A 12,031-nucleotide genomic window follows, 5' to 3' on the forward strand; every position below is an offset into this window, starting at 1 on the left:
ATTTTAATCATCATAAAAATCTGCAAATCTTTGGTAAAAACTCTAAAAGAAAGAAACGAGACGCACGAAAACACCCGTTTTTTTAATTGATTTTTAATACTAATAAGTTATATTCGTAAAAGATATTAGGTTTACAATTTGGAAGCGCAACAAATTCTTAAAACATACTGGAATCACGATTCGTTCCGGAGTCCGCAACATGAAATCATTCAGTCGGTACTGGAAGAAAAAGACACCTTTGCCCTGATGCCCACCGGTGGCGGAAAATCGATTTGTTTTCAGGTTCCGGCCATGATGAAACCCGGAATTTGTTTGGTAATTTCTCCGCTGATTGCCCTGATGAAAGATCAGATTCAGAATCTCGAAAAACGAAACATCAAAGCATTAGCCTTAACCGGAGGGATTTCTTCTGACGACACCATTAATTTACTGGACAATTGCCAATTCGGAAATTACAAATTCCTGTATCTTTCTCCGGAACGCTTACAGTCGGATTGGATTTTGGAACGCATAAAAAGCTTACCGATTAACCTGATTGCGATTGACGAAGCACATTGTGTTTCGCAGTGGGGACATGACTTCCGCCCGGCGTATCTTAAAATTTCAAAACTCAAGGAGCATTTTCCTAAAGTCCCGTTTTTGGCGTTAACCGCATCAGCTACCCAAAGAGTTCAGGAAGACATTTGTACGCAATTGGGATTGGAACATCCGCAGCTTTTCAAAAAATCATTTGCGAGGGACAACATTGCCTATATGGTTTTTGAAGCCGAAGACAAATTGTTTCGCATTCAGCAGATATTGACCAAGAATCCCGAACCTTCCATTATTTACGTACGCAACCGAAAAGCCTGCCATGATGTTTCGACACAAGTCGCTGCGATGGGTTTCAAAAGTACGTTTTATCATGGCGGACTGACCCAGAAAGAAAAAGCCAAAAACATGCAATCTTGGTTGGATGAAGACGTTCAGGTGATGGTAGCCACGAATGCCTTTGGAATGGGAATCGACAAACCCAATGTGCGTACGGTAATTCACATTCAACTTCCGGAAAATCTGGAAAATTACTATCAGGAAGCCGGTCGTGCGGGTCGTAATGGCGTGAAAGCTTTTTCGGTTTTATTGGTTGCCCCTTCCGATATTCAGACTACAGAAAATCAGTTTTTGGCGGTATTGCCCGATAAAACGTTTTTAAAAGAAGTTTACATCAAACTCAACAATTATTTTCAGGTGGGTTACGGCGAAGGCATCAACGAAAGTTTTTCCTTTAACATGAACCATTTCTGCCATCACTATAAATTCCCTGTTTTAAAAACCTTCAATGCCTTACAGTTTTTGGACAATCAGGGAATCATAACGCTTTCAAAGGAATTTTCAGAGAAAATCAGCCTTCATTTTTTATTGGACAGTCGGGAAATGTTGCGTTACCTGAGTTTAAATCCGGCAGACGAACCCGTTTTGACCGCCATTTTGCGAAATTATACCGGTATTTACGAGATCGAAACCGCCATCAACACCAGTCTGATTGCCCGAAAATCGAATACGTCCGAAGAAAATGTGGTGGAAGTCCTGAAACGGATGCATCAGAAAGAAGTCTGCGTGTTGCACAGTCAGTCCAATGACAGCCAGCTCACGTTTAATGAAGTACGCGAAGACGAACTCACCATCAACAGAGTGGCTAAATTTCTGCAGCAGCTAAACGAGATTAAAACCAGACAATTCGAATCGGTTATTCATTATGTTTCCGAAAAAAAACAGTGTAAAAGCCGACTGATATTGGAATATTTTGGCGAAACAGGCACGAAAGACTGTGGCATTTGTTCGGTTTGCATTACGAAGAAAAAAACAGACAAGAGTCCGATTGAAATTGCGCAGAGTATTTTGGCTTTGCTTAAAAATTCGGCCTTAACCTCAAGAGAAATCGAAAATTCCCTCGAAATAAACCCGGAGGAAACTATCTTTGCACTACAGCTTTTGTTGGAAAACGACAAGGTAAAAATCAATAATCAAAACCAATACATTAGTTTATAATGGAAAAGTTACGCATCGTTTTTATGGGAACTCCCGAGTTTGCCGTAGGAATCCTTGACACTATATATAAGAACAATTACGAAATCGTTGGTGTAATCACTGCTGCCGACAAACCGGCGGGACGCGGACAAAAGATCAAATATTCAGCGGTGAAGGAATACGCTTTGGAACACAACCTTCGTTTATTACAACCCACCAATTTAAAAGACGAAACCTTTTTGGAAGAATTGCGAAGTCTGAATGCGAATCTTCAGATTGTGGTGGCATTCCGAATGCTGCCCGAAGTGGTTTGGCGTATGCCGAAATTCGGAACCTTTAATTTACATGCTTCCTTATTACCGGAATACCGAGGAGCCGCTCCGATAAACTGGGCGATTATTAACGGCGAAACCAAAACGGGTGTTACGACTTTCTTCATTGATGATAAAATCGATACCGGTGCGATGATATTGAGCGATGTGCTCGCTATTGGTGAAAACGAATCGGCGGGAGAATTGCACGACCGTTTAATGGTTCTGGGAAGCGGAACCGTTTTAAAAACATTGGCGCTGATTGAGAACGGAAATGTTACTACGACCATTCAGCCTACCAACGACGATATCAAAACAGCTTATAAACTCAATAAAGACAACTGTAAAATCGATTTCAGTAAAAGCGGAAGTGAAATTCATAACTTAATTCGAGGATTGAGTCCGTATCCAGCCGCCTGGTGTTTCATTAAGGACAATGGGCAGGAATGGAATGTGAAGATTTACGAAACTTCTTTTGAAAAAGAGGCCCATCAGCATCAAGTGGGCGCATTGATTTCGACTAAAAAAGAACTGAAAATAGCAACCAAGGACGGCTTCCTTAGTATTCGCAGTTTACAGTTTCCGGGAAAGAAAAGAATGCTTACCCATGAACTTTTAAACGGAATCACATTTACCGAAAACGCCATAGCGCTGTAAGCCCTATAAACACTAAGACTCCCGAAATTTCGAAAAATACAAGTAAGTTTATTAACAATAAGGGTAAGTTATCAACATTTTGAGTAAAAAATTTGTAAAAAACTGAAAAACACTTGCGTAATCGGGAAATTCATATAAATTTGTAGGACAATAATTAATTAATCAATCTATTAATAACTATTATTATGAACAAATCAGAATTAATCGATGCAATCGCTGCTGACGCAGGTATTACTAAAGCAGCTGCTAAATTAGCTTTAGAGTCTTTCTTAAACAATGTAGAAGGAACTTTGAAAAAAGGTGGAAGAGTATCATTAGTAGGATTCGGATCTTGGTCAGTATCTCAAAGAGCTGCAAGAGAAGGAAGAAACCCTCAAACAGGAAAAACTATCAAAATTGCTGCTAAAAACGTAGTAAAATTCAAAGCTGGAGCTGAGTTAGAAGGTTCTGTAAACAAAAAATAGTTTATCCCCATTACAATACAGCCTCGCAATAGCGGGGCTTTTTTATACATTTCAACGATTTTATTTTGGGCGGATATCTTTTTTTTGTTAAATTTAAATCTAATCTCTTCGAAGATTGTTAAAATATAATTTAAAACCCATACAAGATGATATCAGTTAAACCAAAAAAAGGAAATTTGCTTGTAGCAGAACCTTCAATTATTGGAGATCTTTCTTTTAACAGATCTGTAGTTTTGTTAGCCGATCATAATAACGAAGGATCAGTGGGTTTTATTTTAAATAAGCCACTCCGTTACACTATTCATGATCTGATTCCGGAGATTAACGCCAATTTCAAAATCTACAACGGGGGTCCGGTAGAACAGGACAATTTATACTTTATCCATAACATTCCGGAGCTGATTCCGGACAGTATTGAGATTTCAAGCGGGATTTACTGGGGAGGCGATTTTGAGTACACCAAAAACCTGATTAATCAGGGGAAAATCAAAAGAAACAACATTCGCTTCTTTTTAGGCTATACCGGATGGGAATCCCATCAGCTGGAAGACGAATTGGAGGAAAATTCCTGGATTGTTTCTAAAAACAGTTATCAGAATAAAATCATCGGAAAATCAGCAACGCATTTCTGGAAAGAAAAAATCATGGAACAAGGAGGCGACTATTTGATTTGGTCCAACGCTCCGGAAAACCCTATTTTAAATTAACCCAGGCGTAGTTGCGCATTTAACTTTTTAAGCAATTCGGCAGCCAATTCCGAGTTGTATTCCTTCTTGCGGTATTTCGTAATGGGCTGAATTCCTTTAATCACATTGGTCAGGAACAATTCGTCTGCTTTTTGCAAATCGAAGGGAGAAATTGACTCTTCTGAAACTTCCAATCCTTCCGTTTTTCTTGCAATGGCTAAAATTTGTTTACGCATCACACCATTGAGACACCCGTCAGAAACAGGAGGAGTAAGTAAACGGTTCCCTGTAAGCAGGAATAAATTACTTTGTAACGCTTCCACCACATTCTTTTCATCGTTCATCAGAAGACAATTATCATAGCCGTTCTCATGCGCAAAAACACTTCCGGTAATCTGAACCAGTTTGTTATTGCTTTTGATGGTGGAAAGGAGTTGCTTAGTCACAACAAAGTCTTTAAATAATTCTACTTCATAAGGCGAAGCATCCAAAGAATATAAAGGATTTTCAAGGGGTTCCGCCGTGATGATGAATTCGACCGCATTGGTTTTGGGCAAATAAAAGCCTCCCGACTGGCGAAAAACAGAAAAACGGACTCTGAAAGAAGACGCTTTTTCCAGCTGATGCATCAAAAGCAGGATTTGCTCCTCGAAATATTCCATGGTAAAGTTCATGGGAATCTCCATACGGACAATGCGCATGGAAGCCATCAATCTAAAGTAGTGATCTTCAAGAAACAACACTTTATTATCCAGTACTTTTATTGTTTCGAAAACAGCATCTCCGTAAAGAAAACCTCTGTTTTGATGAATTGCAATTCCTGAATTTTCTACTAACGATCCGTTATAATTAATCATAAAAAAACCCCGATTTAATCGGGGCAAATATAGGTTATAAAAATGGATTTCTAAACGGAACCGATAACATGTTTTAAATCGGAAACCTGATTTTCCCAAAGCATTTTAGCTTCGGATAAATCATCCTCTTCGGCAAAATCGACAACCATTAAAGAGACATCTTTGGTAATTTCGTCTTCAAGAATGCGAAGCTCGAAATAGTAATCTCCGTCGCGGTTATCTTCGTCAATCCAGCGAAACTTTACTTTTTCTCCCGTTTTTTTGGAGGCAAGTCGTGCTTTTTCTTCCGAATCGTCCCAGATGAATGTAAAATATTCTCCACGAGAATTCACATTATCGGCGAACCATTCCGAAAGGCCTGAAGGTGTTGAGATGTATTGATATAATAATTGGGGCGATGACATGATGGGGAACTCTAATTCGTATCTAACTTTACCTTCCATATTCGTTATTAAATTTGCTGAAATATATACCATTTAATGATATAAAAAAAGAAAAAAAGAAAAAATTATTTTTTTGAAATATATTTGGAAGCTATAATTTAAGTCTTATATTTGCACCCGCATTCAGCAAGTATGTACAACCGAATACAAATGGCGAGGTAGCTCAGTCGGTTAGAGCGCAGGATTCATAACCCTGAGGTCACGGGTTCAACTCCCGTCTTCGCTACAAATTAAAGCCCTAAACCCTTGATTTTAAAGAGTTTAGGGTTTTTTATTCACGAAATTTTCACGAACCCCTACTCTTACTCTTTTACTTTAGCCTTGTTTAATGTGTTGAAATTCAATACTCTATTTTTCAACCTTATTAACATGAATGGATTTCTCAGAAACTTTTATGAACGCACAATTGTAAATTTATAAAAATATCTCTTTATAAGGAAGTTTATTGATTTTTCATTATAAATCAAATCCAATTTACTAATTAACAGACAACTAGATTTCAAAAATCAAAAAAAGACTCATTCATAACAGCTCAATTGCTGATTGCCCAACAATCAAAGTTTCCTTTTTTAAAAATTTTAATGTCTTGTTTTTGTAGCTTATATCCGTTAAGAAATTATTCCCAAGTCCATTTTTAATCGTAAACTGCATAGCATCCAGATTCAATTTTCCCTCTTCAACATTAAGTTCTAAAGTTGCCAATTGGCCTCGCTCTCGTTGTTGAATAATGATTCCTGATTGAAACTCTTCTTCTAAAATTTCTTTACGAATCTGAAACAACGGAAATAGTAGCATGTCACTGAACAAATCCGCAGCATGCCATTTCATCACTTTTTTTCGGTCGAACCAAATTTCCAATTGATTTTTAGGGTTATCCAGCATTCCGGAAATACTTTGAGAAGGAATGACTTCCAAGGATGAATATAGTGGGTGTTTTAAATCATAAAAGAAGAAGGGATCTATAATCTTATCGCTTAAACTGCTTTGTTTTCTTTCCGCTCTTTCTCTCCAATCTGCAATAGTGTCATCCGGCAAGTATAAACGTTTAAATTCGACCCCTTCTCCAAATATGTTGATTTTGATTTTTGGCAATGCTTCTGTAGTTTTATGGTGAATCGGATTTTCTTATTTGTTCGTTTACAATTTTAAGCTCTTTTTCAATCTGTCTAATAGTTTCACGAATTTTATTTGCTTGTTGAAAATTGAAAATTACCATCATGGAATTCAGACTTTTCTTTTGTGCTTCTAATTGAAATTCCAATTGCATTTTCTGTTTTTCGTAATCAAGTTCAAAATAGCTTATCAGAGCTTCATAGTTGGCTTTAACTTCCTTATTACCTTCCTCAGATACATTCAACTGAGTTTTACAGTCTTTCAGTAATTTTTCAACCACTACCTCAATCTGTTTTTCTAAGTCGCGAATAAATGCACATTTCTCATAGTTCTGTAACCCTAGAAAAAAGTTCCGGTCCTTTCTTAATAACTCATGTCGTTGTCACAATATCTCAACGCAAAAAATAATTTCTCTCATAAACCTGTTTTTTATTAGGATATAGTTTTTCAAGTTCTTCAAGCATACTCCCATAAATCTTAAATTCCAAGTGTTCATTTTTCACCTTGGTTTTGTATTCCTGAATATAATCCTGAATTCGTTTTTGAATTAGTATTTCTTTTGCCTCTAAATCAACAACCCTTTTGAAATCTGATTTCCATACATAATAATTGATTTCGCTCTTTATTTCAGCGATTTGAGCCTCACAGCGATCGACAAGGATCACTAACTCTTGGAAATTATGAATCATAACAAAACTATTTATAAGCGAATTTAACTTTCTACTCTGCCAAAACGCGTCAGAACATTCAATTTTCTAAATCCTTTTTAAGCTGATCAATTAAAGTGTCATCATCAGGGTTCTCGGTTATTCCATTAACAAAATCTACCAAAGCAACAACTTGCCTTTCGTAGATAGTTCGTAGTAAAAACATTTCTCTTTTTGCAGATTTATATACCCAACCGTACTGCATTTCCCATAGATTTCTAAAATAACTGATATCTGCTTTGCCTTTGTTACATCCGAGGACAAACAACTTTTCTGCAATTTCAAATCTTGATATCAAATGATTTCTGCTATTGTCGGCAACTGTTCCTGTAAATAATGGTTTTAAATTATCTAACACAAGATCCCTTGCCTTTGCGGCTAAATATTCAATCCGATCATTTTCAGTTTCATTTCTACTTACTTTTTTGATAAAATAAGACAGTAGATTATAGTTCATACTTTCTATATCCCAATAGCTTTTATCGCTGATATTATAAAGCCTTTTCACAATATTAATTTGTCCTTTGAAATAAGGCGCAACTGCTTCAAGACTTTCCCACAACTCAGTACGATCCTCAACAAAATAGATAATTCGAACGCTACAAGAATCCTCAAAAGATTGCAAATACTCCAATTCTTCAAAATAGGCTTTTCCTAAATAATCCCGATACGAAATAAATTTTTCACTTCCTGCTTTCAAATCCTCATAGCAAAAGGTTTTAAGCTCCTTAAACCTATATTTCGGCAACGAGTAAATATTGAATAGTTGGTCATAATCAAAATGTGTTAACTCATGTAAAATTATACAAGACGCTTCGCAACAGATTCCAATTTCATTAAACAGGAAATTGTATTTTGATTGCAAATCAGATGATACATTTTGAGGCAGTCCTTTCTTTTTATTAAAAGCTCTGGATTGATTTTCTATTTTTCTGAAACAATGAAGTAGCGCATGAGAATCAATATCAGAATTAAAAAAAACATCTGTTTTTTCAGGCAATTCAGGATAACTATAATAATAACTTTGTTGCTTTGTAATTTCATTATAACCGGATATGAAAATTGAAAAATCATAATTCAGATTTCTTTCATCAAAAAGAAGCTCCCATTGCTGAGAGCTTTTATTAAATACTTCCACAAAACAATAAGCAACTTCCATAGTACTTAACGTTTGTGCCAAGAAGCTCCTTTGTTTTTCGAATAATACACTCCGCGAGAAGTAGTAGCCAAAAGTTCACTTCCGTTTTCCATTAAATCCTGAAATTCAAAAATGGTAGATTTTGACGATCTTGAATGCCAGGATCTGCCATCATTTTTAGAATACTCAATACAATTTTTCGAAGGATTAATTCGTAATAATTCTCCTTGATGTGCGACCATTTGTCCCATAATTATTGTTGTTGTTTTATTGTTACAGGACAAATTTATCTTGGGACACAGACGAAGTATGTCGTTGTGAATTTTTTGTATAAAAAAAACGACACTCAAAAAGTGTCGTTTTTTTTATACAAAAATGCTTCAAAAAATGGAAATTTATTTTACGATTTCAAACGTACTTTTTGAAAAATAATTTTCTGGAATATTACCACCTGCCCGACTATAATCTGATGGATGATATGCATAAAACAATTTAATTCCTTTTTTTAGAAGATGCTCTTTAATTTTATAATCTAAATCCTGAAATCCTTTACTTTGAAAGAAAATAATTTCAGGATTTAATACTTCAATTTCAGTTAAAAAAAGATTTATTTCACGTTCTTTATCAATAAAAATCCTGTCAAAATCACCTCTTCTTGATATAATTTCATTCGTTTCGGGATTTCTTTCACCTCTTCCAATTGTAACATATTTGAAAAAATTAGTCATTGCAATATAAGACAATGGATTTTCACTTGGGTGAATGGGAACTTTTCTCAATATAGAATTGAATGTTTTCCCATATTTTGTTGATTTTGTGTCTTCCCAAAACTCATTTAGATTTAAGTCATCTTTTAAAAAATAAAGTCCCGTAAAATATGTCCCTCCAATATGCGGGTTCACGCCTCTTAAATTGTTCGTTTCAATGTCGGATCTATTTTCTAATGTTTGAATCTCATTAGGAGTTTCATCTTTTCCAATATCATAACCCACAATCAAAATTCTTTTTGCTTTACCATATTTTGAACCAACATAAGGATAGGTGGCAAGTTTCCTCGTTTTATCTGTAGCAACAATTCCTGTATTTCTATCTACAAAATTGTCCTTGAAAAGAATTTCTTCGTAAATATTTAATATTGATTTTTTTATTTCAGTTAACATTTTTACTTATTTATTTTAGGGTTAAAGTATACTAATATTTTTCATTAGAAAAAAACTACTGGCACAATTTATCCAAATTTCTTAGGAAGTATCCTTATGTTAGTAATTACAAACAGTAAAGGTCTCTAATATTTACAAAATCAATAAGCAATTACCATTATCGAAAGTGCATTACCAAGTGAACAGTCTTCCGATACAGACATTGTAATAGCACTCCTGTTTTTCAGAGTATTAAAGATAACATTATCTATTTCTCGTTTTTCTTCAACAGTCATTTCTGTACTTCCAGAATTTATTTGCAGAAGAATATTGTTGACGCCTTCAAATCTTTCCCTTTCAGACAACGTATTCTTCAAAGCCGCTTCAATTGCCTTTTTTGCTCTATCAGTCCCCTCCCCATCTCCAATACCTATGAAAAAAGGATTATCATCAATGTTGTTTTTGAAAAACAATTTTAAATCCAACCGATTATCATTTATAAAACCCATTGGCATTATGGCTTTTACCAATCGGATTACAATTTCATTTGCTTTGCTTTCGCTATTTTTAAAACTGAGATTACCGTAAAGCTTGCCGATTTTAGAATGTTTAATAACCAATACTAAATCACAATCTTCTCGCAATTTTCTTAATGCTTTGTTAGCTATGTTCTTTGTGTTTTCGCTTTCAAAATCAAAAGGAGTATAAACAATTGCCCCAACAAACACCCCTCTCTTATAAGCAATTTGTGCAATTACCGGAGTAGCTCCTGCCTCAGTTGTACCTCCTAAACGGGAAATAAGGATTGTCATTTTTGATTGCTCTCCAAATAGCGCGTCGAATTGATCAAAACCATATATTGCTAAATTTGTAGCTAATTCCACTTCTGAATTCAGAACGGAATCCATACCTATTTCAACCTGGTTCTCAATCGATAAATGTTTAATTTTTCCGGTTCCAAGTAGTATTTTATTCTGAACCGAACTATTTGCCAAATCCTTTGCATTAATATCGCAAACAATGCAATCAGTATTTTTGATTGCCTCGACTGAGATTTTTTCTACTATTTGGTGCCCGGTTTTACCAACTCCTATAATTTTAATTTCGTTTGTACTCATTTTTGATTGATTATTTTCAGTACAAATCTAAATGGAGACAGTGCCAAAATACGGCGGTTTTAAACTTGAGAAAAACAAAAATCCTTTGCAAAGGTTTGAATCTTAGCAAAGGATTTAATAATAAGTAAAAAATGAGGTTAGTTATTTTTTATTATTCTTATTTCTTCGTGAATTTTGATTAAATCATTTTCTCTGAATTCAATATAACTAATAATCTGTTGCGCTAAAACCGATACTAACTCATCTTTTTTATCTTTATTTTTTCCTAAGAAACTAATGAAATTAGAATCACTGAAATCAATTTTAAAATTCTCAAAATCTTGAAAATATTTGATTTCTCTCCACCAACCCGATTTCTGAAATTCAGAATACTTTTCAAAAACACCTTTATTTATAGCATGCAAATCAATTATTCCGTAAAATAATTCTTTACTGTTGTTTCCATTCCCGCTAAAAGGCTCTATTCCAAACAAAACAGAATTGCCTTTATATTTTTGTAGTTCAATCCAAATTTTAGAATTCTTATCGCCAACATTACTTCCTTGATCAGAAACATCATATTTGTCTTTTAATTTTTCTTTTAGTTTATTAATAATGTCAGCTCTTATACCTCCACAAATTTTGTATTTTACATTATCAAAATCTTTTACGATTTGTTCTGCTGCTGAAAAATTTGCTAGAATTAGATCCTGTATTTCGCTACTCATTTTTTTATTTGTTGATTGGTTAGTTAATTTTTTTATTAGATGTAAATATTGCGCTAATGTTTCTCTAATTATTGGTAGAGAATGTGTTTTCTCAAGACTGTTTTCAATCCAGTTTTTAATATCGTTTTTATAAGACATTAAAAATATTTCTTCCAAGTTTAAATCTTTATCATTACCAAGTTTATAGCTATCAGAAGAAGGCTCTTTACCATCCAAAGTAAGATAAATAAGTACACAATCAGGATAGCTGTTTTTATATCTTAAAAGTTGACCTTTTTGATCACCAGCGTAGATTTTATTTTCAATCACAATTTGATATTTTGAGTCTTTAATTACAATATCAATAAACCCTCCTTCAGAATATTCTTTGTCAATGGTTCCTATATGTTCTTCAACTATAACCTGCGTATTTTCAAAATCAAAAGATTCTTTTATGGCCACCAAAGAGTCAATTTTATCAAAAAATAATTTCAAAAAAACACTTCCTTGAGCGTGTTTCCCTTTTGGGTTTAAAAACTCTGCAATTATTCTTGAATGTGTTCTAACTTCATCACTTTCTGCTCTCATAACAGAAAAAATATTAAAATTCTCTCCGGTAATTTTCGCTATTTCATCATATTTCTTTTGTATGATTGTAACCTGTTGCAATAGGTTATTAATTTTATCCATAAATTTTATTATTAT

General features: G+C 34.5%; 14 protein-coding genes and 1 tRNA gene. 5 read left to right on the forward strand and 10 right to left on the reverse strand.

What is annotated here, in order from left to right:
- Positions 1-138: 138 nt before the first annotated feature.
- The 4 genes from BLQ05_RS00565 (at position 139) to BLQ05_RS00580 (ending at position 4,146) form a co-directional block, all read left to right on the forward strand.
- A complete protein-coding gene (locus BLQ05_RS00565; protein WP_023575206.1) occupies positions 139-2,028 on the forward strand; it encodes a RecQ family ATP-dependent DNA helicase in 1,890 nt (629 codons plus the stop codon).
- Positions 2,028-2,975 (forward strand): methionyl-tRNA formyltransferase, encoded by a 948-nt coding sequence (fmt, locus tag BLQ05_RS00570; RefSeq protein ID WP_035653786.1) that lies wholly within the window; start codon positions 2,028-2,030, stop codon positions 2,973-2,975. Before BLQ05_RS00565 ends, fmt begins: the two co-directional genes overlap by 1 nt.
- Positions 2,976-3,160: 185 nt before the next feature.
- Positions 3,161-3,439, forward strand: a complete 279-nt coding sequence (locus tag BLQ05_RS00575) for an HU family DNA-binding protein (protein WP_023570933.1) — start codon at positions 3,161-3,163, stop codon at positions 3,437-3,439.
- A 146-nt stretch (positions 3,440-3,585) separates the two neighbouring features.
- Entirely contained in the window at positions 3,586-4,146 is a 561-nt protein-coding gene (locus tag BLQ05_RS00580; protein WP_023570932.1) for a YqgE/AlgH family protein, read from the forward strand.
- Here the strand turns inward: BLQ05_RS00580 and BLQ05_RS00585 are convergent.
- Complete coding sequence (locus tag BLQ05_RS00585; RefSeq protein WP_023575208.1) at positions 4,143-4,982, reverse strand: aminotransferase class IV; 840 nt, start codon at positions 4,980-4,982, stop codon at positions 4,143-4,145. The two genes, BLQ05_RS00580 and BLQ05_RS00585, sit on opposite strands and share 4 nt — an antisense overlap.
- A gap of 50 nt (positions 4,983-5,032) precedes the next feature.
- Positions 5,033-5,425: an START-like domain-containing protein gene (locus BLQ05_RS00590; protein WP_035654001.1), complete on the reverse strand. Its 393-nt coding sequence runs from the start codon at positions 5,423-5,425 to the stop codon at positions 5,033-5,035.
- Between the two features lie 152 nt (positions 5,426-5,577).
- Here BLQ05_RS00590 and BLQ05_RS00595 point away from each other — a divergent pair.
- Positions 5,578-5,651: transfer RNA gene (locus BLQ05_RS00595), tRNA-Met, on the forward strand.
- A 296-nt stretch (positions 5,652-5,947) separates the two neighbouring features.
- Here BLQ05_RS00595 and BLQ05_RS00600 read toward each other — a convergent pair.
- From BLQ05_RS00600 to BLQ05_RS00635, 8 genes are all read right to left on the reverse strand, one after another.
- The gene (locus tag BLQ05_RS00600; protein WP_023575210.1) at positions 5,948-6,517 is read right to left on the reverse strand and encodes a hypothetical protein; all 570 of its coding nucleotides are present in this window, start codon (positions 6,515-6,517) and stop codon (positions 5,948-5,950) included.
- Positions 6,518-6,530: 13 nt separating this feature from the next.
- Positions 6,531-6,818, reverse strand: a complete 288-nt coding sequence (locus BLQ05_RS00605; RefSeq protein ID WP_023575211.1) for a hypothetical protein — start codon at positions 6,816-6,818, stop codon at positions 6,531-6,533.
- A 112-nt stretch (positions 6,819-6,930) separates the two neighbouring features.
- A complete protein-coding gene (locus BLQ05_RS00610; RefSeq protein WP_023575212.1) occupies positions 6,931-7,227 on the reverse strand; it encodes a hypothetical protein in 297 nt (98 codons plus the stop codon).
- A 58-nt stretch (positions 7,228-7,285) separates the two neighbouring features.
- Positions 7,286-8,425: a hypothetical protein gene (locus BLQ05_RS00615; RefSeq protein ID WP_143000887.1), complete on the reverse strand. Its 1,140-nt coding sequence runs from the start codon at positions 8,423-8,425 to the stop codon at positions 7,286-7,288.
- The gene (locus BLQ05_RS00620) at positions 8,410-8,634 is read right to left on the reverse strand and encodes a beta propeller repeat protein (protein WP_023575214.1); all 225 of its coding nucleotides are present in this window, start codon (positions 8,632-8,634) and stop codon (positions 8,410-8,412) included. The genes BLQ05_RS00615 and BLQ05_RS00620 overlap by 16 nt, the downstream gene beginning before the upstream one ends.
- Before the next feature lie 144 nt (positions 8,635-8,778).
- Positions 8,779-9,543, reverse strand: a complete 765-nt coding sequence (locus BLQ05_RS00625) for a hypothetical protein (RefSeq protein ID WP_023575215.1) — start codon at positions 9,541-9,543, stop codon at positions 8,779-8,781.
- 140 nt (positions 9,544-9,683) lie between these two features.
- A complete protein-coding gene (locus BLQ05_RS00630; RefSeq protein ID WP_023575216.1) occupies positions 9,684-10,640 on the reverse strand; it encodes an FtsZ/tubulin family protein in 957 nt (318 codons plus the stop codon).
- 137 nt (positions 10,641-10,777) lie between these two features.
- On the reverse strand, positions 10,778-12,016 hold the full coding sequence (locus BLQ05_RS00635) for a PDDEXK-like family protein (protein WP_023575217.1): 1,239 nt from the start codon (positions 12,014-12,016) through the stop codon (positions 10,778-10,780).
- Positions 12,017-12,031: the final 15 nt, after the last annotated feature.

Source organism: Flavobacterium saliperosum (genome assembly GCF_900100625.1).
Classification (GTDB): domain Bacteria; phylum Bacteroidota; class Bacteroidia; order Flavobacteriales; family Flavobacteriaceae; genus Flavobacterium; species Flavobacterium saliperosum.

What these genes read in the sequence shown, in the direction of transcription:
- BLQ05_RS00585 (WP_023575208.1), bottom strand. Translation starts at nt 4,982, where the DNA reads ATGATTAATTATAACGGATCGTTAGTAGAAAATTCAGGAATTGCAATT.
- BLQ05_RS00575 (WP_023570933.1), top strand. Translation starts at nt 3,161, where the DNA reads ATGAACAAATCAGAATTAATCGATGCAATCGCTGCTGACGCAGGTATT.
- BLQ05_RS00630 (WP_023575216.1), bottom strand. Translation starts at nt 10,640, where the DNA reads ATGAGTACAAACGAAATTAAAATTATAGGAGTTGGTAAAACCGGGCAC.
- fmt (WP_035653786.1), top strand. Translation starts at nt 2,028, where the DNA reads ATGGAAAAGTTACGCATCGTTTTTATGGGAACTCCCGAGTTTGCCGTA.
- BLQ05_RS00635 (WP_023575217.1), bottom strand. Translation starts at nt 12,016, where the DNA reads ATGGATAAAATTAATAACCTATTGCAACAGGTTACAATCATACAAAAG.
- BLQ05_RS00620 (WP_023575214.1), bottom strand. Translation starts at nt 8,634, where the DNA reads ATGGGACAAATGGTCGCACATCAAGGAGAATTATTACGAATTAATCCT.
- BLQ05_RS00610 (WP_023575212.1), bottom strand. Translation starts at nt 7,227, where the DNA reads ATGATTCATAATTTCCAAGAGTTAGTGATCCTTGTCGATCGCTGTGAG.
- BLQ05_RS00625 (WP_023575215.1), bottom strand. Translation starts at nt 9,543, where the DNA reads ATGTTAACTGAAATAAAAAAATCAATATTAAATATTTACGAAGAAATT.
- BLQ05_RS00580 (WP_023570932.1), top strand. Translation starts at nt 3,586, where the DNA reads ATGATATCAGTTAAACCAAAAAAAGGAAATTTGCTTGTAGCAGAACCT.
- BLQ05_RS00590 (WP_035654001.1), bottom strand. Translation starts at nt 5,425, where the DNA reads ATGGAAGGTAAAGTTAGATACGAATTAGAGTTCCCCATCATGTCATCG.